General features: G+C 52.4%; 31 protein-coding genes and 1 pseudogene. 7 read left to right on the forward strand and 25 right to left on the reverse strand.

All coding sequences use genetic code 11. The features are described from left to right. Positions 1-105: 105 nt before the first annotated feature. From BM122_RS07420 to BM122_RS07495, 17 genes are read right to left on the reverse strand one after another with little or no spacing between them, the layout of a single operon-like run. Entirely contained in the window at positions 106-1,050 is a 945-nt protein-coding gene (locus BM122_RS07420) for an Ig-like domain-containing protein (protein WP_074904846.1), read from the reverse strand. Next, a complete protein-coding gene (locus BM122_RS07425) occupies positions 1,043-1,234 on the reverse strand; it encodes a hypothetical protein (RefSeq protein WP_143083355.1) in 192 nt (63 codons plus the stop codon). Before BM122_RS07425 ends, BM122_RS07420 begins: the two co-directional genes overlap by 8 nt. A 29-nt stretch (positions 1,235-1,263) precedes the next feature. Beyond that, positions 1,264-3,837: a hypothetical protein gene (locus tag BM122_RS07430; protein WP_074904850.1), complete on the reverse strand. Its 2,574-nt coding sequence runs from the start codon at positions 3,835-3,837 to the stop codon at positions 1,264-1,266. A 1-nt stretch (position 3,838) separates the two neighbouring features. Further along, a complete protein-coding gene (locus BM122_RS07435; protein WP_074904852.1) occupies positions 3,839-4,489 on the reverse strand; it encodes a DUF6441 family protein in 651 nt (216 codons plus the stop codon). Continuing rightward, complete coding sequence (locus BM122_RS23190) at positions 4,483-4,635, reverse strand: hypothetical protein (protein WP_177198069.1); 153 nt, start codon at positions 4,633-4,635, stop codon at positions 4,483-4,485. Before BM122_RS23190 ends, BM122_RS07435 begins: the two co-directional genes overlap by 7 nt. Before the next feature lie 29 nt (positions 4,636-4,664). After that, positions 4,665-5,054, reverse strand: a complete 390-nt coding sequence (locus BM122_RS07440) for a hypothetical protein (RefSeq protein WP_074904854.1) — start codon at positions 5,052-5,054, stop codon at positions 4,665-4,667. Then, on the reverse strand, positions 5,051-5,803 hold the full coding sequence (locus tag BM122_RS07445) for a phage tail tube protein (protein ID WP_074904856.1): 753 nt from the start codon (positions 5,801-5,803) through the stop codon (positions 5,051-5,053). The genes BM122_RS07440 and BM122_RS07445 overlap by 4 nt, the downstream gene beginning before the upstream one ends. Positions 5,804-5,806: 3 nt before the next feature. Continuing rightward, the gene (locus tag BM122_RS07450) at positions 5,807-6,025 is read right to left on the reverse strand and encodes a DUF7210 family protein (RefSeq protein WP_074904858.1); all 219 of its coding nucleotides are present in this window, start codon (positions 6,023-6,025) and stop codon (positions 5,807-5,809) included. 5 nt (positions 6,026-6,030) lie between these two features. Further along, entirely contained in the window at positions 6,031-6,468 is a 438-nt protein-coding gene (locus BM122_RS07455) for a hypothetical protein (protein WP_074904859.1), read from the reverse strand. Beyond that, positions 6,468-6,746: a head-tail joining protein gene (locus BM122_RS07460; protein ID WP_074904861.1), complete on the reverse strand. Its 279-nt coding sequence runs from the start codon at positions 6,744-6,746 to the stop codon at positions 6,468-6,470. Before BM122_RS07460 ends, BM122_RS07455 begins: the two co-directional genes overlap by 1 nt. Continuing rightward, a complete protein-coding gene (locus BM122_RS07465) occupies positions 6,746-7,750 on the reverse strand; it encodes a major capsid protein (protein WP_074904863.1) in 1,005 nt (334 codons plus the stop codon). Before BM122_RS07465 ends, BM122_RS07460 begins: the two co-directional genes overlap by 1 nt. A gap of 18 nt (positions 7,751-7,768) precedes the next feature. After that, on the reverse strand, positions 7,769-8,143 hold the full coding sequence (locus BM122_RS07470) for a head decoration protein (RefSeq protein ID WP_074904865.1): 375 nt from the start codon (positions 8,141-8,143) through the stop codon (positions 7,769-7,771). 6 nt (positions 8,144-8,149) lie between these two features. Next, positions 8,150-9,406 carry a S49 family peptidase gene (locus tag BM122_RS07475; protein ID WP_074904867.1) on the reverse strand — a complete coding sequence of 419 codons (1,257 nt, stop codon included), beginning with the start codon at positions 9,404-9,406 and terminating at the stop codon, positions 8,150-8,152. A 2-nt stretch (positions 9,407-9,408) separates the two neighbouring features. After that, positions 9,409-10,890: a phage portal protein gene (locus tag BM122_RS07480; RefSeq protein ID WP_074904869.1), complete on the reverse strand. Its 1,482-nt coding sequence runs from the start codon at positions 10,888-10,890 to the stop codon at positions 9,409-9,411. Continuing rightward, positions 10,890-11,087 carry a phage head-tail joining protein gene (locus BM122_RS07485; protein WP_074904872.1) on the reverse strand — a complete coding sequence of 66 codons (198 nt, stop codon included), beginning with the start codon at positions 11,085-11,087 and terminating at the stop codon, positions 10,890-10,892. The genes BM122_RS07480 and BM122_RS07485 overlap by 1 nt, the downstream gene beginning before the upstream one ends. A 37-nt stretch (positions 11,088-11,124) precedes the next feature. Continuing rightward, the gene (locus BM122_RS07490; protein WP_074904873.1) at positions 11,125-13,089 is read right to left on the reverse strand and encodes a phage terminase large subunit family protein; all 1,965 of its coding nucleotides are present in this window, start codon (positions 13,087-13,089) and stop codon (positions 11,125-11,127) included. Next, the gene (locus BM122_RS07495) at positions 13,089-13,601 is read right to left on the reverse strand and encodes an elements of external origin (protein WP_074904953.1); all 513 of its coding nucleotides are present in this window, start codon (positions 13,599-13,601) and stop codon (positions 13,089-13,091) included. Before BM122_RS07495 ends, BM122_RS07490 begins: the two co-directional genes overlap by 1 nt. Before the next feature lie 105 nt (positions 13,602-13,706). Here BM122_RS07495 and BM122_RS07500 point away from each other — a divergent pair, with 105 nt between their 5' ends. Both BM122_RS07500 and BM122_RS07505 read left to right on the forward strand, forming a co-directional pair. After that, positions 13,707-13,904 (forward strand): hypothetical protein, encoded by a 198-nt coding sequence (locus BM122_RS07500; protein ID WP_074904875.1) that lies wholly within the window; start codon positions 13,707-13,709, stop codon positions 13,902-13,904. An 11-nt stretch (positions 13,905-13,915) separates the two neighbouring features. Then, a complete protein-coding gene (locus BM122_RS07505) occupies positions 13,916-14,401 on the forward strand; it encodes a DUF3489 domain-containing protein (protein WP_074904877.1) in 486 nt (161 codons plus the stop codon). 50 nt (positions 14,402-14,451) lie between these two features. Here the strand turns inward: BM122_RS07505 and BM122_RS07510 are convergent, their stop codons facing one another. After that, positions 14,452-14,751, reverse strand: coding sequence for an HU family DNA-binding protein (locus tag BM122_RS07510; protein WP_074904880.1), 300 nt, complete (start codon positions 14,749-14,751; stop codon positions 14,452-14,454). A gap of 142 nt (positions 14,752-14,893) precedes the next feature. Here BM122_RS07510 and BM122_RS07515 point away from each other — a divergent pair, with 142 nt between their 5' ends. Then, on the forward strand, positions 14,894-15,262 hold the full coding sequence (locus BM122_RS07515) for a hypothetical protein (protein ID WP_074904882.1): 369 nt from the start codon (positions 14,894-14,896) through the stop codon (positions 15,260-15,262). On the opposite strand, the gene BM122_RS07520 is transcribed toward BM122_RS07515, so the two are convergent. After that, a complete protein-coding gene (locus tag BM122_RS07520; RefSeq protein WP_074904884.1) occupies positions 15,226-16,485 on the reverse strand; it encodes a DNA modification methylase in 1,260 nt (419 codons plus the stop codon). The genes BM122_RS07515 and BM122_RS07520 overlap by 37 nt on opposite strands. A gap of 456 nt (positions 16,486-16,941) precedes the next feature. After that, the gene (locus BM122_RS25925; RefSeq protein WP_371264904.1) at positions 16,942-17,103 is read right to left on the reverse strand and encodes a helix-turn-helix domain-containing protein; all 162 of its coding nucleotides are present in this window, start codon (positions 17,101-17,103) and stop codon (positions 16,942-16,944) included. Positions 17,104-17,674: 571 nt separating this feature from the next. Between BM122_RS25925 and BM122_RS07530 the strand changes: the two genes are divergently transcribed. Further along, the gene (locus tag BM122_RS07530) at positions 17,675-19,018 is read left to right on the forward strand and encodes a diguanylate cyclase domain-containing protein (RefSeq protein WP_074904886.1); all 1,344 of its coding nucleotides are present in this window, start codon (positions 17,675-17,677) and stop codon (positions 19,016-19,018) included. Positions 19,019-19,352: 334 nt separating this feature from the next. Continuing rightward, positions 19,353-19,510, forward strand: a pseudogene (locus BM122_RS24950) (transposase); the annotation flags it as partial. Positions 19,511-19,837: 327 nt separating this feature from the next. Here BM122_RS24950 and BM122_RS07545 read toward each other — a convergent pair. The 5 genes from BM122_RS07545 to BM122_RS07565 form a co-directional block, all read right to left on the reverse strand. Then, positions 19,838-20,272, reverse strand: coding sequence for a DUF6362 family protein (locus BM122_RS07545; protein WP_074904887.1), 435 nt, complete (start codon positions 20,270-20,272; stop codon positions 19,838-19,840). After that, complete coding sequence (locus BM122_RS07550; protein WP_074904890.1) at positions 20,265-20,474, reverse strand: hypothetical protein; 210 nt, start codon at positions 20,472-20,474, stop codon at positions 20,265-20,267. The genes BM122_RS07545 and BM122_RS07550 overlap by 8 nt, the downstream gene beginning before the upstream one ends. Next, positions 20,471-20,938: a crossover junction endodeoxyribonuclease RuvC gene (locus BM122_RS07555; protein ID WP_074904893.1), complete on the reverse strand. Its 468-nt coding sequence runs from the start codon at positions 20,936-20,938 to the stop codon at positions 20,471-20,473. The genes BM122_RS07550 and BM122_RS07555 overlap by 4 nt, the downstream gene beginning before the upstream one ends. Positions 20,939-21,076: 138 nt before the next feature. Continuing rightward, complete coding sequence (locus BM122_RS07560) at positions 21,077-23,383, reverse strand: phage/plasmid primase, P4 family (RefSeq protein WP_143083356.1); 2,307 nt, start codon at positions 23,381-23,383, stop codon at positions 21,077-21,079. 16 nt (positions 23,384-23,399) lie between these two features. Then, complete coding sequence (locus BM122_RS07565) at positions 23,400-23,825, reverse strand: hypothetical protein (protein WP_074904897.1); 426 nt, start codon at positions 23,823-23,825, stop codon at positions 23,400-23,402. A 32-nt stretch (positions 23,826-23,857) separates the two neighbouring features. Here BM122_RS07565 and BM122_RS07570 point away from each other — a divergent pair, with 32 nt between their 5' ends. Both BM122_RS07570 and BM122_RS07575 read left to right on the forward strand, forming a co-directional pair. Continuing rightward, positions 23,858-24,157, forward strand: coding sequence for a BrnT family toxin (locus BM122_RS07570; RefSeq protein ID WP_218152028.1), 300 nt, complete (start codon positions 23,858-23,860; stop codon positions 24,155-24,157). After that, a complete protein-coding gene (locus tag BM122_RS07575) occupies positions 24,132-24,467 on the forward strand; it encodes a helix-turn-helix domain-containing protein (protein WP_074904901.1) in 336 nt (111 codons plus the stop codon). The genes BM122_RS07570 and BM122_RS07575 overlap by 26 nt, the downstream gene beginning before the upstream one ends. Positions 24,468-24,472: the final 5 nt, after the last annotated feature.

Genomic DNA, 24,472 nt, shown 5'->3' on the forward strand with positions numbered 1-24,472 from the left:
CTAAGTAAGCGTTATATAAAAACGCGCCAATACCCGTTCCCACGACCGGAAAATCCTCATGGGTACGATAGGGCGGCGGCACCGACTCAAAAACCTGCCTGAGCATCAGAATCTCAGCTCCGCTTTGATGTTGACATTGCCGAGCATTCCCACGACCGGAGCCAGATAATCAACCGTGGCATAGCCATTGGCGTCGGTGCACGATTGCATATTTTTAAGCTGGCCTACGCTGCCGGTTTCCAATGACCAATCGATCAACTCATCCGGACACGGCTCGCCCGCATCACCTGTCAGCTGCACGGTATAAGTGGTCACCTTCCCCCTGACGGGTACCGATCCGGTTGGATTAGATAACGCGTACGGCCGAGGCTTGGAGGCATGCACATAAAGTTTGCGATCACTGGTTAGTCGCAGCCAGATATCATACTTGGAACTGTACCAGGCATCCTTGTTCGTACCAATATAAGCTGCCCCTGGCGCTTGTGTTTTGCTGACGTGGTCGTAGTAGATGATATTGCCGTTTTCATAAGCGAGCGCCAGCACATCGGGATGGCGTGTCCTGGACCAGACCGGATTGATCGATAGCCCCGTTAAATCGCCTACATCCGTTAACGTTGCCTCGGTTACAGCACTCGCACTTAAATCGAGGGGTCGCCATTTCACCAGGTCTTGGCTCGCAAACAAGAAGCGATCTTGGGTGCGCACTTGAATATCCCCCATGGCATTGGTACCGCCGGATAACAGCAACGCTTCCCTGGTGGCGGCGCGCTTGTTGTACTGATATAACTTGTCCTTGAACAGCGCATCGATCAGCAGGTATTCATTTTGTGGTGCTTGCTGCAAATCCACCACGTAAATGCCATAACTGTCGCTGCGAATGCAGGCCGTGCCGTCCAATTGGATTACCCAGTTTTTGCCGAGAGTGCGGCCTTCTGAGAACATCAAGCCCACGTCATCGTCGTAATAGCGCGCCTGCTGTAATGAATCATCAGTGACTAAATTGCCCTCCAGATCGAGCAAGTCATAAGGACCAGCCAGAATTTCAAGCACCGGCTGTCACCTCCACCGTGACGGTATCGCCTATTGTTCCCGGCTGGTATAAGGCGCCGGCTTTACCGGTTACATCGGTGTAGTTTGACAAGGGCATTACGGAGCCTGAACCGATCAGATTCCAGCTCACCGTTCGATTGGGCTGTCCCTGATAAACGAGCAATGCCGTGGCGTCAGCGTGCACTTGCGCGGAATAAACGGTGAGCGTCGTAATCATCTGCTTCCCACAGCAATGCGCGCGAGCTCACCCTCAAGCCAATCGCGCAGCGTGATATGAAGCGCCTCAGGATGCAGTTGCAAGTTCAAATTAACGGAAGTAGCAGAATTTCTAGTGGAAGAGCCGCTGGTAGACACGAGCCCACCTTCAGCAAAATTCAGCCGGGTAGGTGAGTGGCTTGGTGCTAACGCTAGATAATGCATATTGTTGATCGCATCGAGGAAGCCCACGCCGAACCGCTTGACCGCGGCGGCACGAATGACATATTCCCCATTGGAAAGACGAGCCGGAATGGAGTCCGACGTATTGGTGCCAGGACCCGATATCAAACCACCTGTGGCTTTCTTGATAGGAGTAGTGCTTCCGGTTATTGCACCAAATAGGGATCCCACTATTGAACCGGCGCCTCTCAATCCACCGAAAAGGGAATCAACCAGCCGGGCGGCCAGTGCTTCTGCTACCATGTTGGCTATGGCCACCTTGAATGTTTGCACCATGTTGTCGAAGGCATCTTTGGAGCCCAATGCGATATCGCTGAAGAATCCCTGTAGTGCATTGCGTGTGGCGCCTTCAAAGCGAAGAACGTATTGATCGGTATCTATGCGCATCCGTGCTACTTCATTTCTCAGTTTAGCAACACGGTTGACCGCTTCACCTCCGGCGCTATCTGCCAAGGCCTGCATCTTCGGTAGCAGTACATCCAGGTCGGTGGCAGTCTGTTGTAAAAGCGTATTGATCTGACTGCGCGCCTGTGATTCCGTCAATAAACCGGCTTGACGTTTGATGTTGATGCTGTCCTGCTGAGTGTGCATGCGCGCGAGTGTTGCCTGGAATTCTGTTTCAAGCTTTGAGAGAGAGGCCAGATCCGACTGGACATCAATCAGTTGCAGCACATCTCTTTCGCCCTGCTCATCCTTGGCGGCACGTAATTGCTCGAGCAAGGGCTGGTATTCGAGTTGTAAGCGCTCGCGTGATACTTGGCTATCAGCTTCACCACGAATTTCGATCAGGCGCTCGCGCACTTTTGCAAGCTCGTCAGCCAATGCTTTCTCGGCTTTGGCAGCAGCATGTGCGTTGGCGATTTCAATTTCCGTGCGTTTCTGATTGAGTATTGTCAGTTCGCCTTCCAGTTTTTTGATATCAGCCATGGCGCGCAGGCGCTCGTTTTCATCACGTCCTCGAATAGCGAGATTCGATTGTGTTGATAGCTCTTGCTGTATCGTATTGATTTGCGCATCAATCGCTTGCTGATCGATGGCCGTCTTGGCAGCATAAAAGTCACGGATGGAAATGAGGCGCTCATCAAGTGCCCGATCATAAGCTTTTTGTGCTAATTCCAGACCCTGCTTGATCAGCTTGAGTTCAGTCTCTGATTCTGCCTTGAGCAGGTTCATGCGAGCAGAGAGAGTATTTTGCTCCTGGATACGCCCAGTCGATTTTTTGATGCATTGGCTGTTGACCCATCGGCCACCGGAGACGATACACGCGATGCGCTGCATATCCTTGGTCGGGCTTGCTGCTGGTTTTGGCTCCGTTTGCTCCGAACGGGTGAGGTTATCCAGGCGTTTTTTGGCCTGAGCCAGTTCTTGCTCATACTTCACGAGATTGCGCCGCAGTGTCGACAGTGCCTGATCGTTGAATTGCACATCAAAGGGCAAGAAGGGTATCTTGGTTTTACCGGTTGCGACTCTCTGCCGGGTGGAATTGACTAACTCTTGCAGCCGCTGAACTTCGTTTTGTGCTTGTTTGATTTCGCTGCCATTGAAGATGAGGTTACCGATGCCACCCAATCCTACCCACAAGGATTTAAGTACTCCCGCTTCATTGGCAGCCATGCGCATGGCGTTGGTAATATTGGTGAGTTCTGGCAGGAAATCCCCAGCGAGGGTTATGCCCAAAGAGGAGGCAGAAGCTTTGAGAGCTGCCAAATTGTCATTGAAGGTTTCAGCCGATCGTGCCGTTTCAGAGTCAAGTTTGAGTCCCAGCCGCTCTGCTTCCAGCCGTAGTTGTTCGATGCCAGCTTTGCCTTGATTCAACAGCGGAATCATGTCCTGGCCTGTTTTGCCGAACAGTTCGACGGCGAGTGTGGTCTTGACAGTGCCATCTTCCAATGTGGTAAACACATCGGCTACTTCCAGCAGTACCTGTTCGGCTGACTTGAGGGTGCCGTCCGCATTTTTGACAGAAATACCGAGCGCATCAAATATTTGTGCGCCTCTGCCTGCACCGCTATTTGCTTCGACTATATTTTGCGAGAGCGCCTTGATACCTTTCTGTAATGCTTCGAGGCTCACATCGGATAACTCAGCAGCAAAACGCAGTGTCGAAAGGGCCTCGACCGAAACACCTATCTTTTGCGACAGTTTGTTGAGCTGATCAGCAGTATCAATGGCATCCTTAATGAAAGCAACGAATCCACCTGCAGAAAGTGTCACCCCCAGGCTTGCGAGCAGGGTTTGCAACTGACTGGATTCGTCACCCACGCGTCTCAGATTACTACGGATCGAATCAAAGGCAAATTTAGTTTGATCAACCGCGGTGATCAATATTTGCGCACGATCATTGGGCATATCAGATGGTTTTCAGTTTCATTTCTATACTATGAGCAAGATTCGGTAGTTGCCGCTGCACTGCTTGGGCCAGATTGAAACGCGCAGACAGGCTTACGCGTGGTACCAGCACAGCAATAGGTATTTCCTGGCCACGTTTGATGGATTTAGTGCCGGCGCGAGCTCTTTCAGCACGCTTGAAACGGCGAAGCTGTTGTTGATTCTCTCTGATGTTCTCGGCCATCAGAATGGCCATGCCATCTTTCTGGATGAAATAGGCATTACCGGAAGAAATGAGGGCGTCGATTATTCGTTTGAATGCACGTCGCCCGATACGGCGGCCTTCTTCTGTGAGCGGAATCAGCATGCGCCCCGCAATGGTTCCTCCGCGCATATGTACACCTAGCCAGGAAATTTTGGAACCGATGAGCAATGCGGGTAACTTGTTTGGGTTACGATTAAATACTTGAGCACGCACCGATCTGAGGAATCTTTGCTGCTTGACGGTGAAGTCAGCCTTCATCTGGTTACGCACGCTCTCGACCAATTGCCTGCTTTCCGCACGCATTCCAGTCGTGACTGCTTTGCGAATGTTGACCTGTTTTGATAGCGACCATGAGGACAACTTGGCAGGGTCGAGCAAGCCTGCGCGGCTTAACGAGATTTTTAGCACGACAATTGCTTCATTATTTTGTTGATGGTGTCGTTGGTGCCTTGGCTGCTGGCAGTGAATATCGTGAGTAGATTAGCAAGAGATCTTGCTTCCTGCCGATCGATGGCAGCCAAGAATGCAGATACCTGCGTCACGGTGTAATCCATGATGCTCTCGTACGAGTGACCCGCGCTGATCAGTCGCTGGATGGCACCCGCCCAGCCATCCGTGCTTCGAGCCTGGCTGCCGCTTCGGTTACGCTTGGCAGCAGGCGCTGGATAAAAAAATCGGCATTGACCTCGAACACGGTCGATGCCAACTTGATCGCATCATCCAATTCAAGTCCGGCGATCCACTCGCGGGAGCGACGAGTAGCAATGGTCAAGGCATTGATGAGGGGCTCGCCATGTTCAGCGACGAGGGCCAGCCAATCAGGGGAGGCAGATAGATGAGCGACAATCGGTTGTACGGCACGACTGAATGCAGGTAGCTCGCCAATCTTGATGGGAGTGATGTCGATTGTTTCATCATTAATGACGATAGAGGTTGCAACCGGTGGTAGAGCTGAGAAATTATTATCACTCATAACAGAATGACTCGACCGAATTGCCCAAACTGTCCTGTAGCTGATTTGGTGAGATCAGCTAGCACTTGACCTGAAAGCTCGAACTTCATCAGATCGTTGCCGATCACTGACAATTCCTTGGCCGGGTTGATTGCCACTCGGTATAAATCGATGACGACCTCATGATTAGAATCAGCAGTATTCAATCCTTCAAAGCGCACCCAACGTTCCGGCAGCGGTTGAGTGAACATAGCCGTGACATTGGCCGCACCATAGCTATAGTCGACCTTGAATGGTTCGATGTAAGGCCCGCCCGCAGTCTTATCGTTGATGATGAGGGAGCCGTGTTTTGCGTTTACTGTGTATTGTGTTGAAGGTAAAGTTAACGGTGTGCCACTCGAATCCTTGACTACCACGCTCGATACATTCTGCTTGGAGAGAAGATTGAGACTGCCAAGGGTGACCGGATTGGGCAATAGCTCGCTCGTTACAGTGCCACTCGCCACAATCGTGGTCGAGCCATACAGTGCCAGTTCCAGATTAGACTGGATCCATTCTTCCAAGGTGCAGGCGAACTCGCCTTTCTTAGTTCGGATCAGTTGCAAATCGGTCAAACGCTGCCCAGATTGGGATTCCTGGTGTTCAAGCGTATCGACCGAAATCGATACCTTCAGATCGGGCACATTACCCACGAAAGTGAGCCCTGCAGGATTACCATTGGTATCGCGACTGCCGATAAAGACACGTCCTTGTCCAGAGAAATAAGCCATGGATTATTCCTTTATTTTGCGGTTGGGTTTGGTTTTAGCTGGAGCTTCTACACTTGATGAGGCTTGCTCTTCAGAAGGTGAGCTGGCAATCTCATCGGCTACTTTGCCAACATTGTGCTTGATCAACCAGGAAGCGGTCATTTCATCGACTTCGAGCACATGGCCCGCGAAATGCACCTGGCCTTCATGCGTGTGAGTTTTGAGAAGTTTGATGCGATACATGGCTTTTATCCTTTTTGCGTTAAATCATGGGTGAGCGTGCGATAGGTGATCCGGTAGCGGGCGGGCATGGCCGCCAACGCCATATCGGCGTCATCTTGCTGCCACTCACAATCGAGTTCCTCTAAACTTTGTGCTAGACCATCAAGATTGGCATCCGTCATCAGTACACTATGGGCAGCGGCTAACAATCGATCGGCAATTGGCTCTGGCTCTTCCAGCACGGTGCCACAAGCCAGCGCCACGATGCGGAGCACCAATTCACGCTCGCTGCGTTCATTGATACGCAGCACGGTTTCCATCTCTGGAAATACCAGCAAGGCGGGGAGCCTAGACCGATCCGTCGGTATAGTAGGTTGGCGTTGAATGGTCGCACTCTGAAGCGTAGCTACTGGAGTAAGCTTGGCGACGATTTTCTGGATGATTTGCTCGCGGATACTTTGCATTACAGTTTTGAGAGAGTGGTTCTTGATTCGCTTCCATCGCGTATTTGACGCACTTCGCGTACCTTATAAGATTCACCTTTAATCACTACCACGTCACTGATGGACAAGGTGAGCCAAGAAGTGGGGTACTCGATATGGTAATCACGCGAGAGCACTAACCCATCAAGTACGGCTTCATCAGGTGCGCGAAAGGCACATTGGATGGTCACCGTACCTACTGTGACCGGTGTTAAAAGTTGATTGCGGGCAGCCGCTTCATATAGATCGGTAACGTTCATTAGGAAGCCGTGAGTTTCAGCAGTACGCCGGGACGGTGGCACATCGGCAGCGGATTACTCTGCGTGTGCAGATCAGTGCCGCGCTCAAACTTGCGTGGCTCTTGCTTGGCATACAACTCTTGACCCAAGGTATTGACCGTTTCATTGAAATCCGCTGGGGAAAAATAAGTAGCAAAGGTATCGAGCGTTCCTTCAGGAAAAGCGATCGCTTCATTGTCCGGAATGAATTTGCGAATAGTGCCGGCTGCATCAGTGGCAAAACCGACATATTCCTCAAATACGAGTCCGCCGAAGCGAAACCCGGCGCGGGTGTCATCGACCAGCGCTGCGCCCTGTTGGTAGAAGGCAAAAGCCTTCTCGACATTGTCGTGAGAGGTGAGCACATCGAAGAATTGAGGTGAGCATAAAACGCGCACGCCGGTAGCCACTTCGCCGAGCAAATTCTTCTCGATGGTGCGCAGCACTTCATTGCATTTGACTTTGACCTTGGTCGTGCTGCTGCTTAGTTGGAAGTTGATCGTGGACTGCGTAACGTTGAATTCAGCAAACAGATTATAGATCACGCTACCATCGGCATCGAGGATCTGTCCCTTGAGTGCGCCCATGCGCAGATGCTCCAAGGTGATCGCATGTTTGTTGCGCATGGTAGCAAGTTTGCGTGCCATCACGCCGGCGATGGCTTCCAACTGGTTTTCTGAACCAAAAGCACGGATACCCTGGACTTCCTCCGGTAACACCACATCATCGTGCGGAATGTGGGGCACGATGAAAGAACGCACTTTACGTTTGCCCTGGGTGCCGACCGTTCCAGGTGAGCCGGGAGGCAGGGTAGGCAGCAGATTCAGAATGCCATGCATTTCCTCTACCACGATGTTGCGTTGGATAACGGGTTTGGCATTAAATAAATTTAACTCACCAATACGCCCATAGCGATTGGGAATAAGGTTGATGGCTGCTGTGAGGCTCGCCATCGAGAAAGCGGGATTGAGAAAGGGGTTCTGCATAAATGTTCTCCAAGTAGGCTAAGCGCTTTGGTAAACCAGGATGCCGCTAGCTTCAAGTTGGGTGAGGGCGGTGATCTTTTGCGGATTGGTGATGCCGGCAGGCCACACCAAGGCTTTATCTGCGACGATGGCATGGCGCGCGAGAATGAGGCCGTCTTTATCAAGCAGCGTGGCATCGACTGCTTCGATCAGAACGCCTACTGCAGTTTCTGTCCCATCAGTGGCAGCAGGATTCAAGGCATAAATCTTGCCATCGGCAGTTTTGCGCCCAACAACGGTGCCTAAACCCAGGTTCTGACCAGACGCGATTGTTTCCTGTTTGCGCGAATAGCGGTGGCTTTCTTCGAATTTGACGAGGTCGCCAAGATAAGCGGATTCATTAATGACAGCCATAATGCGTTACTCCTTGACAGAAATTTTTTTGACTGCGGCAATCAGCGGGTTATGGACAGATGCAGCCGGTTCCTGAATTGCAGTCTTATCCGGATCAATGGTAGAAAGAATCTCCGCTGACTGATGGGTTGCTTTCATCGTGAGCAGTAATTGGCGCACTTGAGCTTCATTCAAACCCTGCGCAATAAACTCAGCCGCTTTGGCGGGGTAGCCCGCGATGAGGCATAGCTCTGCGATCGCTTGCGTCTCGCGGCGTACTTCCTCGCGAACATCTGTAACCGTTGCGGTGGCCTCAAGAGTCGAATTGGTTTCGGCATTGGGATCACGTTCGTGTGTCTGTTCATCGGATGTTTCATGATTTTCTGGCATGTTGAATTCCTTGTGATGGGTTGCACAGTCGACCTGAGATTGCGCCCGGGCCGGACTGCGCGAACGGCCCTGCGGGATGAGAAAGGTGTTAAATTCGGTGAGCACTTCATCAAAACTCATGAGGCTGTCTGCAAGACCGGCCTGGATCGCTTCTGGACCAAAGTAGAGGCCTGCTTCTGTTGCGCGCACCGCATCTTCTGAAACAGCACGCATGGTAGCGACATGAGTCACAAACAAGTCATACAGGCGATTGACTTCTGCCTGAAGTCGCGCCTGCGCCTCGCTTGACAATGGCTCGTGCGGCGAATAGTCGCTCTTGTGTGCACCTGCCGTGATGGCGGTGTAGTGAAGACCGTTTTTGCTGTCGGCTACCGATTGATCAACGTGTAAAGCGATGACGCCGATACTGCCTACGCCACCCGTGCGCGTGATCATGACGCGGGAAGCTGCGCTGCTGATGGCATACGCAGCAGAAAAAGCATTATCGTTAGAGATCGCCCAGATGGGTTTAACCATTGAGGCTGTACGGATAAATTCAGCCAACTCGAACACGCCGCCCGTTTCACCTCCGGGTGAGTCCACATCGAGCAAAATGCCTCGTATCGATGTATCGCTAACTGCTGCAGCCAGCAGGGCTTGTATCTCACCGTAACTAGTAAGGCCTGAGGCTGCTTCCAGCCCTAGTGTGCGCTTAACGAGCGTACCTTGCACTGGAATGACGGCGATACCGGGGTTATTCGTTGGCTGGCTGCGAGGAGCAGGCATTGGGATAGCCAGATCGGTATTTGGCCAGTCGATGCGATTGCCAAGTACCGACATAATCACATCCAGTTTGGCACGATTGATAAGTAACGGCGTGCCGTAAAGACGCGCTGCAATATGGGGTAGCTGCATATTTATTCCTGAGAAGGTTGTGGGGGCGTGGATGGCAATTCATTTGCTTTGCCATACCTTGGATCGGAATCGAATATCAATCCCAGGCTATCTGCTCGTGCGTTGTCGGCAGCAATTTCCCGATCAACATCTTCTGCGTCATAACCATTGGCGGAAATCGCTTCAGATCGGCTCATGAGACCGGAGCGAATCGCTGATTTCATCGCTTCGGTTTCCTTCAACGGGTCGACCCATTGCCAGCCTTGTGGAATCCACTTGACCGATTGATAGTCACGGCGGCGGGTTGCGTAACCAGGCAAAGTCAGTGCGCCTGCCAATACCGCTTGTTCCATCCAAGCGCGAAAGACTGGGCGACAAAGCTGATGCACGATCACACTGTGTTGGATCGCCTCACAGCGACGGCGGAATTCCAGTAATCCTGCACGGATACTGGAGTAATTCACTTGGGTCAAATCACCGGTAAGCATCTCATAGGTAATCCCCATGGCTGCGGCTACCGCTCTAAATTGCTGGCGCATGAACTCCGAGTAGCTCGATCCCACATCCGCTGGTTGGCTGAATTTGATATCCTCACCGGGTTCAAGAATCTGCAAGGTGCCAGGCTCTAATCCTGCCAGTGCTACTCCATTGGCATCGGTCATGCCTTCGCCCATCAGATTATCTTCTGGACTCAGGCGGGTGATGAAGCCTGCGAACATGGCAGCGGTCTTTTTACGCACGAGTTCGGCATCATCGTATTGGTCGAGTTCATGCAATTTGATCAGTGCACGTGCGAGCCACGGCTCACCGCGAATCTGACCAGGGCGCAAGGGGCGAAACAGATGGATGACTTCTGTAGCCGGTACCCGCACCGGTATGAGATCGCCGCCCGATCCACTCATGGGAGCCAAAAGTGCATCATCCGGGTGCGAGCGATACATCCAATACGCCACACGTCGCCCGAGGCTGTCGAACTCGATACCGCAGCGAATGCTGTTACCATTGTTGGCTACCGTGTTGTAAGTGATAGGCACATGTTCGGGTTCCAATACCTGCAATTGCAGCGGCACGCTAAGATCATCTTCTGGTCGACGCAGCCGGATTCGGATGAACGCTTCACCGCCTTCCAGCATCGCCCTGACACTGAGTGACTGCAGGCCATAAAAATCAGTAAGGCCGGCCGTATCCGCTTCCTCCACCCAGTCCCACCACAGCGCATGAATCGCTTCGCGTATCGCCTGGTCTTTGACCATCGACTGCGGCTTGATACCTGTACCGATGGCATTGGCTACGAAAGCTTCCACACCTGCAGCGGCCCAGGCATTACGTCGCACCAGATCACGGCTCTTGGCGCGCAGATCGCTTTGTGCATAAGCCAGAGCACTGACTGCTCCCAGGTTGACTGGCATCCAGGCAAGGCTGCGGTGGCCTGAGCCCACGCCATCATAGATAAGTGTGCCGTTGGTTCCGAACAAGCGACGGCGAATAGCAGAGAAAAAACTCATCAGAACCCTTTGTTGCTGGTTACGCGAATTTGACGGGGTGAGTTTGTAATCTTCAATCCACGCTTGACTTCGCGGATTGCTGCTTTGAGGTCCTCCACCGAGCGATATTCCATTGTTTTGTCGGCAAATGTGACGCGATGTTCACCGCGTGCCAGCGCTATTTCCAGAGCAGTCAGTTGATCTTGGGTGTAGGCCATGAATGGTTATAACTTTGGAGTAAAATTGCGTTGTGCCTTATGTCATCCAGCGGCTACGAATCAACCGCCTGCTTCGTTTTGTTTCTTTGGAAGCGGTGGGTTCACTGGCTGTAGTGTCGTTGTGATGGTTGATGGTCATCGGTTGTGGTGCGGATGGCGATTCAAAAATACCGAGCTGCTTTTCCAGTTCGCGCCAATGGCGTTCTTCGAATCGGTCTAGCCCTGCCAGACTCGATGCTGCCCGGGCATACACATAGCAGTCGAGCGCTTCGTTGCGTTCGCGCATCTTCTGCCATTCGCGAATGGCGAAACCATGACGGTTGCGTCTGGTGATGAGCTGCTCGGCACATAACTGCTGCACGAATTCGGCATCCACTTTGGGTAGATGCACGAAACCGGCGGGATAGCTAATGCTCCCATTCTCACTGGTGTCGATGTGCTTGCGTAAATTGTTATAAAGCTCCTGCTTGGCGATGCCGCCCGTTACAGAAAAAACCTTGATCCCTCGGCGTAGTTTCTTGCCGCGAGTAGTGGCATCCACCGCAGTGGGTGTGCCCACTAGCGCAGCGCCACGTGCTACTCCCTTGACCGCCATGATTCTGGAGTCTTTTACTGAGCGCACAAAAGCATAGGCTTCTTGGGTGGCAAAACCGGTGTCGATGGCAAAACGTGCCAGCGGCATAGCAGCCCCCGTTTCATGCGTCCATGTCTCTGCGATCATGTGCGCCAAGCTTTGCCACACGCTATCGCGTGCCGTGTCCCCCATCAGCACACGATGTTCGATCAGCCAGGATTCCTTGCCACGTCCAAAGGCCCAGATCGATACTTCGATTCGGTCTTTTTGAATATCAGCGCCGCCAGTAAGAAGCAGGCCACCGATAGGGATCGTGCCGATCTGGTAATCCTCACGTCGTTCGAGCAGACGTTGCCAATCCGGTGCTTCGCCTTCTTCCAGCCAGGTCTCACCCAGTTCGGTGTTCTTAAAGGTTTTGATGGCGGAAGCCGAGCCTGATTCTTTGTTGATGGCGCTTTCCCAGGCGGCAGCAATGTCTCGCCAGCTACGCCAACCTATGGGACTATAGAGACTGGATAGATGAAAACCCGCCGTTTTGTTCCCACTCTCCGGCACCATGGCGCGCCACTCACCGCATTCCAGCATCCAGGTTTTGTGATGCTCGGCGATTGGCTGGTCACAAGATTCGCAAACGTAAGCTACTGTTTCTGGTTGCCCTTTTTGCCAGCGCAATTGTTCGAAACGCAACCACTGGCGGTGCGAGCAATGCGGGCAGGGCACAAAGTAGCGGCGCTGGTCACTCGCTTCATACTCGCGTTCGATAGCGCTCGCGCCCGAGATAGTTGGCGTTGATACGATAAAAATCTTGCGGCGTGCAAAGGTACGCGTGCGCGCTTCGGCCAGTGAAATGGCATCACCTTCACCTTCGACGTCTAGTGGATAACCGTCCACTTCGTCTAGAAACAGATAGCGCACCGGCATCGAGCGCAAGCCTACCGCACTGTTGGCACCGGTCATCACGAGCACTCCACCGCGGAATTCCTTGGCGAGGATGGTATTGCCTGCATCGCGGCTTCTCGCGGGCGCGATCAGCTCCGCTAATGCCGGAGATTCCTCGATCAACGGGTCGATGCGCTGCTTGGAGTTGCGCTTGGCCATCTCCACGGTGGGCGACACGGCCATCATTGGGCCTGGAGCATGATGAATTACGTAGCCAATCCAGTTATTGCCCATTTCGGTCGCTCCGAGCTGAGCCGCCTTCATGAACACCACACGCTCGGTCGGTGACATCGGCGACAGGCAATCCATGATCGCCTTCAAATAAGGTGTACGGCTGGTGCGCCAACGTCCGGGTTCAGCTGAGGCTTTGCTCGACAATATCCGGTGGCGATCAGCCCATTCGGACACAGTGAGTAACGGATCAGGTGTTAGTCCCTCTCGCCAGGCGCGCTCGATCTCGAGAGCCCCTTCGTAATTCTCAATCTGCATCAGTCTACCCGTGGTCGCAGTTCGCCTAGTTCCTGCAAGTGTTCACGCACAGCCGCTTCCAACGCGACATGCATTGCATGCGGGTCGACGTCGAGCTTGGCGGCGAGCTGCGCCGAGATGCGCGCAGGCCAATTGAGCCAGGCATCGCGCTCGGTACGGGCCAGTTGGAACACATGCGCAATAGCCTGTGGTCGATCGACGAGTTCGCCCTTGAGTTGGGCGAGCCGTACTTTGTTGGTCTGTGCCTTGACGACTTCGTTGACCGTGCGCGCCTGCAATAGTGAGGTGCCATTAGCAGAACTCGTTGAGGAAATCGACTCTGCGGCTGTGTGATTTTGCATGGAAATCTTCTTGCGTGGATAGGCGGTGTTCTGCTCCCACTCTCGGTCTGCCTGCTCAGGATCAAGGGTGCCATCGGCTTGCTGCGTGATCCGTCCAGCTTCGATTGCCTTGATCACGGCAACATGGGAGACACCGCGATGACGCGCGTAGGCGCGAATCGATAATCCCATGATCTGGATCAATCATTTGGTTGAAGAAAGTGCATGTTCTGCTTGTCTTTATGCTTAAAGGAAGCGTTCATGTAATCGTCATCAACAAACAACAGGAGAAGGAAAATGAGTTACACCACAAATGGTTTCACGGTTGACGAAATCGGTTTCATCCAGACTGCGCTGACCAAGGTGCTCGTTGCAGCGGCACGCGGTGAATTGGATCTGAATCGCTTGGCGCGCGAAGAGTTAGCCTCACGTGGCCTAGATCAGAATGATGCCTGGGTTGGGTTCGAGCAAGCCGCAAAGATTCACAACGTTTAAGGAGAAGCTACATGACCATCAAGCTGAGTCCCGCACAACAACAAATTATTAGCCATGCTGCAGCACATACGGGCGGCAAACTGATCTGGTTTCCCGATAACATCAAGGGCGGAGCCAGAATAAAAGTGATCGATAGCCTTTCGAAGCGGGGCTTGATCACTCCTGATGAAACTGGCTGGCTTGTTTCAGAACAAGGCTATAGAGCCTTGGGTTTACCGCATCAAGAATCGATTGCCCCCACAGCGCCCGATTCGGTGAAAGAAGCACAAGCAAGTCAATTCCAAAAACCTCGCTCGCGCGATAACAGCAAGCAGGCACAAGTGATTGCCATGCTCAAGCGTCCTGAAGGAGCGACCATCCATCAGATTTGCCAAGTAACGAATTGGCAATCGCACACTACAAGAGGATTTTTCGCAGGTGCATTAAAGAAAAAATTCGCATTTACCATCACTTCAGAAAAAGCAGAGAAAGGTGAGCGTGTGTATCATATCGGGTAAGTTATAAATGCAAAGAGCGGCAAATGCCGCTCTCTGCTCATTCTTGTTTATCAAGATGACTTCTTTTTTTTCTTTGGGGTAGCGAGCGCTTTCTTGAAAGTGCTTCCTGCCGTAAATCTAGGCACCGTGCTCGCGGCGATCTTCAATGCTTCACCTGTTTGTGGATGTCGGCCGGTGCGAGCTGCACGCTTGGTGGATTTGAAAGTACCAAAGCCAGGCAGCACGACGGTATCGCCTTTGGCCACTGTTGCGACTACGCTGTCGATCATGGCATTCAATGCCTTGGCTGCGGTGGCTTTAGATATCTCTGCCTGGGCGGCGATTAGGTCAATCAGTTCTGACTTGAACATGCTTAAAATGCTCCTGTTGGTTGAGAAGCCCGCAGTATAACCGGATAGGCTTTATTTTATTACAACCGAATAAAATCAAAAAAGCTTGGCTTCTTGATCGAACAGAGCGTTACTAGGAGTGTCGCAACCACAGGAGTTAAAGATGAACACAACCAGACAAATCCCTTCCTCTCAAAACGAAAGCTGGGGTTTTTGGCACACGCTGGAGAACCAGGCCAGTAAAGCATGGCCTCTTGCCATGACTGCCATCGCAGACGCCACCAACCAACCACTTGAATCAGTACGGCTTTTCTTGGATAGCCGATTTGGGCGCCATTTTGCAGACGACGTGCTGAACCAACTGTATACAGGTCATACGCTGCCTGATGCGATTAGCGCAGCCACACAGAAGTGGATGACTTGGAAGATCGGACGTCAAACCAGCAAGGGCTACGGCATCCCACGCGGGCTTCCTTATCTGACAGGTTTTGTGATTCACTGTGAGATTGTAGAAGAATCGTGCGCTGCCTGATTATCAAACAACACGCCATCCGACTCACGGGTGGCTTGTTTTCCGCTCCAATCCTGCCAACGGCGCACAATCACATCGACATACTTTGGATCGAGCTCTATCAGTCGGGCCTGACGTCCCGATTTCTCAGCGGCGATCAGCGTCGCTCCTGAACCACCGAATGGATCAAGCACGATGTCGCGACTTTTGCTGGAATTAAGTATGGCGCGCTCCACCAGTTCCACAGGCTTCATGGTGGGATGGAGATCATTCTTTATTGGCTTGTTGATGTGCCACACATCGCCTTGGTCGCGCGCGCCGCACCAGAAATGGTCAGCACCTTCGCGCCAACCGTACAGGATGGGCTCATATTGGCGTTGATAATCAGAGCGGCCGAGTGTAAAGGTATTCTTTGCCCAAATGATGAAGGTCGACCATTTGCCACCGGCGGACCGGAAAGCAGCTTGTAGCGTGTCAAGCTCAGATGAACTCATGGCGATGTAAACCGCACCCTTGGTAACCGAGAGGATGTTACTGCAAGCAGCTTCGAGAAAAGGTCTAAACTCGCTACCGAGATTATCATTCAAAATCGGGCGATGTTTGCCGCGCAGTTTGTCTTTTGCGTTGTTGGCATAATTGACCCCATAGGGTGGATCGCAAAAAGTCATGTCTGCCAGTTCAGACCCAAGCAATAGTTTATAACTTTCGGCTTCAGTGGCATCGCCACAGAGCAGGCGGTGGTTTCCCATCAGCCACACATCGCCCATGCGGGAGACGGAATGCTCGGTAGGCTCAGGTACCGCATCCTCGTCGGTCATGCCTTCCTTGTCGGCAGGGTTCATCAGTAACTGGTCGAGTTCATCGTCGCTGAACCCTGTGAGGGTTAGGTCATACCCAAGCTCTTCTAACTCGGACAATTCCAGCGATAATAATTGATCGTCCCATTCGGCCCAGGTAGCTGAGCGGTTTGCCATGATGCGAAAAGCTTTTATCTGCGCATCACTGAGCTCATCGGCCAGTGTCACCGGAACTGTTTCCAGTCCGAGCTTCTGTGCACCTTTTAGCCTGAGGTGTCCATCAACGATCTCGCCAGTACTGCGCGCTACAATTGGAATGCGAAAGCCAAATTCAGCGATGACGGAAGCCATCTGATCTACGGCGTGATCATTTTTGCGAGGGTTTCTGGCATAAGGCAGTAATCGGCTAATTGGCCAGTACTCGATCTTTAAGCTGGATGTTTCCATAGACAATAAAAAACCCGCTACATGAGCGGGTTCGAAATGGTGATAAAAACGAAGCAGTAACTGGGGTGGTAACTGGTAACTCTGGTAACCTGATTTTTTGATCTGTCGCTAGCGCGATGTCGGGCGCGCGCCCCCCGCATGCCATCCTGGGCAGGAAGGACCCATCAGATTTTGGCAAGTGTTTGCAGGAGCAATTATTGGTTGGGGCTTAGCAGAATGTCTTGATCTATCAGTGTCTATTCCATTGTTATTTCTACGATGAAACAGATTTTACACGAAATTTTAGGAAATGCGACACCTCTGAAAGCCCCTGAATTGGCGATTCTCCGCAGCTTTCCGCACCCGTTAGCAATCATACGAAAAATTGCTAAAAATATTTTGTATCAACTGAAATATCGTTGAGGTGATCATGATCTGTAGCGCATATTACTCTGTATTGTGCAGGCATTTGAAAGGTCAGAGGACGGCTTCCAGTCCTTTGCGCTCGATGAGATTCAATAGCTTCAAGGAAGGGCTACTGGGCTTCTTGTCGCCGATCTCCCACTTCTGTACCGTCGAAAGGCTGGTGTTCAGCACCGCGGCAAAAACGGCTTGGCTGAGGTGTGCTTTCTCACGCAATGACTTGATCTTTTGCGGGACATCTCTACCACATCGAGATGACACAGGGCGTCGAACTCGCACATACGACGCTTGCTGATCAAGCCAGCATCGTGCACAGTCCGCGCGCAGTTTCATGCATCTCGTCCAGAATACGGCTCTTACGTTTTGCGTTGTCATCATTTATCTCCATCATCTCACACCTAGACAGAGGTTAGAAATACTCTTCTCATCAACAAAACATATCACTTAGAAACTGTTTGGAAATTCTGAGAGCTAGCTGATGTGGCGATTATTGCTGTTTGTTAACATGCGCCATTATGAGTCTTCTTCAAGTGAGCATAAAGGATTTTGCTTAAAATACGTCCAGTTTATATGCTATATTCGACGCCAACCCCGAGGTTTACGGCTTACTGCTTAGAAAACTCGATACCAATCCGGAGGTAAAAGCACAGTACCCTAGTTCCAAATTACTGATAATTTGCCTCAGCATGCTGAGTATGGCTTGAGCAGTGATGAATAGTCGTGAACGCGCGGGCGTCTCTCCCGATCCTTTTTGTTCTTATCTTGAGCCAAAGAAGTGCAGGTGAATATGCGATTAGCTGATTTTATTCGGGCAGAAATTGAGCCAATTCTTCGGGATTGGGAAGAATTTGCCAAAACCATTTTTCATCCCAAGAATATGGACAGTCCCAAGTTGCGCGACCACGCCAGAGGCATGCTTCTGACGATTGCCGAAGACCTTGATACATATCAGAGTCAACTAGAAAGAGTCAACAAATCGAAAGGCTTAGGTCTGAAGAAGAAGGGTGTATCTTACGCAGAAGTGCACGGTGGCGATCGACTGGCCAGCGGCTTCAGCGTCAATGAAACAGTTTCCGAATTTCGGGCCCTGCGTGCGAGCGTGGTGTCGCACTGGACTAAAGCTTATCCAATGACTGCCGGCCATCAGCTTGAAGACCTCACCAGGTTCCATGAAGCGATAGACCAGGCCATCGCCGAATCGCTGGATCAATATGCGACCGTTAAAGAGATGGAAACCCGGCTGTTCGGCGCTATTCTGGTCGCATCACCTGATCCGATTTATGTGCTGGATCTCGAAGGCAGATTTGTTTATGCAAACAAAGCCACCTCTGCTCTTTTCGCTCTGGAGCCCAGTGCGATCATTGGAAAATCCACCTTTGACCTCGGGTTTTCGTTCGCCTCCGACTTACAGCACAATCTGGAAAAAGTAATTGCTGACCAGTCCACCCACCGAGGCAAATTCGTCCACACTTTTGCTTCTGGCCAAGGTGAAAGGTTCGAGTATTTGCTTGCACCCGTGCTGGACGAGCATCGAAACACCGAAGCGATTGTCTGCATTTCCCGAGATATTACTGCACAGGCGCTCGCCGAAGAAAAAATATGGCACAACGCCCACCATGACCCTCTGACAGGGCTGCCGAATCGACGTCTTTTCCTGGACCGCCTGGAACAGGAGGTCAAACATGCAAAGCGCAGTGGCCTAGCTTTTGCTCTGCTTTTCCTAGATCTTGATGGCTTCAAGAAAATTAATGATTCGCTAGGCCATGAAAAGGGGGATCGCCTACTTTTTGACGTGGCAGAGCGCCTTAGTGATTGTGGCCGGCAGGCAGATACGATTGCCCGTCTCGGCGGCGATGAATTTACCGTGATTCTCACCGGTGCTAAGCAGCTTAAGGATGTTGAGCGTGTGGCCCAGACTATTATTGATGCACTCGCGAAGCCCTTCCACATTGCGCAACAACCTGTCCAGATTTCCGTCAGCATTGGGATCGCGCTCTATCCCCAAGATGCATCCTCCTCTGTCGCTCTGCTTGAAGCCGCGGATCAGGCCATGTATAAAGCCAAAAGATCCGGTTCTAATCGGATGTGTTTATACGACACATCCGATAAAACAAACACATATTCGGCCTAAGCTTAGTCAAGACGTTCCACTCACCAATTACTGCACCGGACGCGAATTATGGGAAAAAGGCAACGTTCCATTGTAAGCAACTGTTTGGAATCTGTGAGTTCTGGATTAATGTAGCGTCTTTTTGCTATCAGCAGACAATATGATGAATCTACAAAAAGACGGAAGAAACGCTATCCGAGCAACCTGAGCGATGGCGCGTAGCGTTATTTGAAACCACATCTGCCAGTATCAGCCGTGGGGAGGCCACGAGAGTTGAGTATGCGTCAGGTAGTCAATGCAATTTTGTATATTCTGAAGTCTGGAGGTGGGATTGCGCCCCAGGGAAACCAGGAAATTTGTGCTACTACCTCGTCGCCGGGTGGTCGAGCGCACTTTTGGTTGGCTGAACCATTCACACAGACTGAGTAAAAGGGCTATGAGCGCCTCCCCCGGACGGATGAGACGTGGATTTACATCGCCATGACCCGCATTATGTTGAGGCACTTGACATAAAACAGGAGTTTCCAAACAGTTTCTTAGTACAGTATATTGCCAATTGTGCTCCGAACGATCCGGTTTGCGATATCTTATTCCGACAGACCTAAATCATCCGTGAGAGGTGAGCTTTCCCAATGCTCACTCTCTCTTTAGAGAGCAAAATCCGGGAAACCGGGAAAGTGGCGTAAATTCTAGGTTTAAACCCTTCCCACCCTGACCGGGAAAAGTTTTGGCCGGGAAAGGTTTTCACCCGCGCCAGTACTGGGCTTAACCTTTCCCACCCCAGTTGCATTCCCGGTGGGAAACCGGGAAGGCGGGAAGGGTTTACAGGTTCGGGAACGCTCATTCATGGGTTGGTCGTCCACCGCTGGCACGACTCAGATGGCCTGTGACAAACTCTGCCTGGCCTTGATTGAGGTGATCAGCCACGGCCAACAAAGCACGTTGCCAGCGACGCTGTGCAGTTCGGGTACAATAGCCGAAGCGTTTCGCAATCTTCTGCCACTCGTAGCGCTTGGCGCGCATCCAGATCAGATGTCGCTGCTCCTCTTCCAGCCATTGCACCCAACGCATGGTTTCATGCATTCGGTCGATCGCGGCCGGCTCGGGTGGGAAGCGATACACCGGTGGTTCGGTACCGAGCTTCTCCCACGCCATGCGCTGAATGTCCGGCCAGCAGTTGAAGTAACCCTGGACACGCATCGGCGGAAGACGTTCTGCTGTTTGCGCAGCCTCCGAGAAACGTTCTGCCACGAGTTCGGCTGTCCATTTAATCATTGCTCACTCCTTTCTCACCGTAGAGGCGTTCTCCAATGCGCTTGAGCAGCTCTCGTTCCATCCAATCGAGACGATCATCGTCTGCTGACACGACCAGGATGTACTGGTCGCGCCAGCCGCTTTGTTTGATTGCTTCCAGGTTGGTAGCTCTCGGCTGAAGACGTCCGAGTGGGCAGCGGTAGTGTTGTTGTGGAATTTTCATCTTGCACCTCCATGTTGCAGTGCCCAATGCAGCAGTGCCAGCGCATCAGCTTCATTATCATCAACAGGCGCATAGCCAAGCAACTGAACGGATGCGATCATTTGCTCCTTGCTCGCATTGCCTTTGCCAGTCACGTGCTTTTTGATCGTGCCCACCGGCACACCCTGGTAGGGGATGTTGTGATGCTCACACCACGCGGTGAGTGTGGCCAGGAAGCCACCATAGGCATGTGCTGCATCCATACCCACGTGCCGTCTAACCTCTTCCAAGAACACCGAGTCAATGCCATCGGCACATTGTTTCATCTCAGTCAGCCATCGCTTGAAACGGAGATAACGCATACCTCCACCTTCAAATCGTTGGGGTTTAAACTGCTCGGTGCCGCTGGTGATGGTGCCGTTCAGGTGGTGTAGTGCCCAACCTGTGTTTGTGCCTAGATCAAGGGCTAGAAGTGTTGTTGTCATGATCAAAATCTCCTTCTTGACTGAATCTGACTGTCCGACGGATAACTTCTTACGCGCCCGCGCGTAAGGGGTAAATCCATGGCTCAGTCAGCATTAGTCAAATATATTAAAAATCAAATACTTTTACAAAATACCAGCTCAGTCATCGCGATAAGGCAAACGGCTGCTGGAATCCCTAGGTTTGAGCGATAATCCCATCAGTGCTTTAGCGCCGGTGGCCGTGCGGGCACGGTGAAAACCACGCCTAAGCAACTGTTGCACCAACCAGCGGCTGGTGCCGATGTATTCGCTTCGTTTTTCCGCGCGCTGTCGCCAACGCTCGAATACATCAGCTATAGCTACTCTGGCGTGCGGATGCTGCAGACACTCTTCCTCGAGGAATTCTCCGATGGTGTCTTCCTCGTCGAAGTACTCGTCGGTGGCATCCACGACACATTGGGGCGGTGTAAGACTGATTTGCTGCCAGGCGAGACATCCTTCCAGTGCCCAGGCCAGGATGCCGTCACGTTCCACGAGCAGTTTTTCCTGCAACTGTTTGTCGCGCTTCTCCGGTGGTACGGTGATCGTGAATGGAATAAGATGCAGTCGCCGGCGCATCGCCTCATCAATGTTGCGGATCGCTGGCTTGTGATTGCCGGCGATCACCAGCTTGAACTGCGGCACGTAGGTGAAGAAATCCTGGCGCATGAAACGTGCCGATACCCGATCACCGCCGGTGATTTCTTTGATCTTGGATTCATTCCAGCGGCGCCCCTGTTCAGTCTCGGTGGCTCCCACAAAGCGTGCACCGCGCAGGCCTGCCAGATCGGTTGGATGCCGGTCGCCTCGTGCCTCCATGAAGGTGTCCATCGGTGCATTGGCCGCGTAGTCTCCCAACAGCGTGAAGAGCGTATTGACGAATACCGATTTGCCGTTGGCTCCGGTGCCGTATAAAAAGAAAAGCGCATGCTCTTGCGTGCTGCCCGCCAGACAATAACCGGCAAAGCGCTGCAGATAGGCGGCGTATTGCTGATCACCCTGGGTCACTTGTGCGATGAAGTTCAACCAGATCGGGCAAGTTCCGCGTGGAGTGGCTGCTGCGATCTTGGTCATACGATCACGGCGATCATGCGCACGTATCCGACCGGTATGCAGATCCACGACACCGCCAGGCGTGTTGAGCAACCAAATGTTCTCATCCCACTCATCGGTGGTCGCAGCGTGCTTGCGATCCGAGCGTGCGAGCCGCTCGACACCGCCAACCGTGCTGCTGGCAGCAAGCTTCGCGGCTACCTTGATGCTGTTGGCTTGCACGGCTGCGTGGCGACAAACATGACGGATCAGATTGCTGGCTGCCAAGGTCTCTTCTGTGCGCCAACGCTGACCGTCCCACATCAGCCATTTGCCCCATGCTGCGACATAGCGCCAATCGAGCTGGTAGCGTCGGGTAAAATTCAAGGCCAAGGCATCTTCAGTGCCCCATACGGAGGTTTCGCTTTCACCGATGCTATTCTGATCAGAGTCGTTGGAATCTCCTTCTGCAGGAGGTTGCACGGTTATACGCGGGCCATTGATGATAAAATCTTCAACATTGGATCCATCGTCGATCGCATCAGCTGCATCCCAGCCATCAGAGCGATCATCAGGTGGCAGTAGAATGGCCACCGACAGCGCACCAGCTTGCAAGATTGCCTGCGCGGCCCGGTCAGCATAATCCCAGCCGGGCTTATCGTTATCGGGCCAGATCAATACCGCTTTTCCTGCAAGTGGCGACCAATCGGTTTTATCCACCGGCGCATTGGCACCATGCATTGCGGTGGTCGCAGCTATGCCGATATCAATTAATGCTTGTGCACATTTCTCACCTTCGACCAGAATGACTTGTTCAGCTTCAAGAATGCCTGGCTGATTGTAGAGCGGGCGTGGCTCAGGTGGCGCATTCTTGCGTCGTCTCGCATCCCACGGACGGAATTCCTTCTTCCGTCCAGGTGGATCATAGCGATAGACGACTGCGATCAGTTTGCCACTAGCGTCCAGATAATCCCATTTGGCAGTGGCAGGGCCGAGATCATCGATCGGGGCCTCCTTAATAGGCTTGGGTGCGGGCACCAGATGGGATCGACCCAACAGATCGGCTCCTTGAGCCAGCACTCGTGGGAAATCGGTGTGGACATTGATACCATAGTGTCCCCCGATCAAGGCAAATATATCGCCGCCGGAGTTATTAGCACGATCAGTCCATAAGCCTGCTTTGCTACCTTCAAGCACGACTTCCAGGCTGTCACCGGGGCTGCCAAGAATGTCACCGATCAGAAACTTATCTCGGCGTTTCTTCCCTGCCGGGTATAGGGTAAACAGCACCGATTCCAGATGCGCCAACAACTCGGCACGAATGGTAGCACGCTGCTGGTCAAAATTACCGCTCAAGAAGTTTGTTAAGGGTGGTTCGTTATTAAAATCAAGCATAATAATGTCCTCTGCTTCAGTGACAGATAATGGGAGGGATGGGAGATTTGCTAGCGTTGTCCTCCGACTTAGTCAGCATGGGAACCTTGGCGGAGACACGCTGCCAATGCCGCTCTTCTGAAGCGAGATAGCCCGCTTTCCTGGCGATGGCGCGAACGAAATCTGGATGTAGGCCGATCAGATCGCACCAGTATTGAAGATGCGACCCCATAATGAAGCGCCGTGCCTCTTGGCGCTGCTTTGAGTCGGATCTGTCCAGGCAATCCTGGATGGCAAGCACAATGACTGCCACTACCAGGCGTGATTCAGGACACGCCACTTGTACGTGGCGGTTCAGAATTTTTTCCAGGACTTCCAAGCCAGCCAGGGGTCGGGGCGGGCACCAGTGCTTGACCCATTCCTTGCGGGTGGCTGATTTGCGCAGTTTGGGAGTTGATTTCATAAACTACCTCCAGGCTTGCTATATATAGGCCAATGAACTACACTGAGGCCATGAATTTCGAATGGGATGAGGCCAAGAGCGAAGCCTGTTTTCGTGAGCGTGGGTTCGATTTTGCTTATGCTGCCCACGCTTTTTTCGATCCCAATCGTGTGATTCAGCTGGATGCTCGCTACAGCTACAATGAAGAGCGATATCAGCTGATGGGCAAAATTGAACAGCGCCTGTTTGTCCTGGTCTACACACCCAGAAGCGATGTGATGCGCATTATCTCCGCGCGCAAAGCCAACCAACGAGAGATCCGCTACTATGAAAACCATACGCGTGAAGATTGACCCTGACGATTCCGCCTCGATGAAGCTGGGATGTATTGACCGTGCCCGGGTAGATGCCACTAGCGAACAGGACATTGCTACCCAACAGGCGGCCGATGAAATGGAAGCGATGCAGGATACAGCCAAATTCGCGCGCCGAGTACGGAAGCGCCTGGGATTGAGCCAGGTTGAGTTTTCCGAGCGTATCGGTGTCTCGCTTGACACCATCCGCAACTGGGAGCAAGGCAAACGCTGTCCAACCGGGGCTGCCAAGGCCCTGCTCAAGATACTGGATAAGGCGCCCGAAGCAGCGCTCGCTGCGCTTGATTGAAACTC

The sequence above is a fragment of the Nitrosomonas communis genome (genome assembly GCF_900114745.1).
GTDB classification, from domain to species: Bacteria; Pseudomonadota; Gammaproteobacteria; order Burkholderiales; family Nitrosomonadaceae; genus Nitrosomonas; species Nitrosomonas communis_A.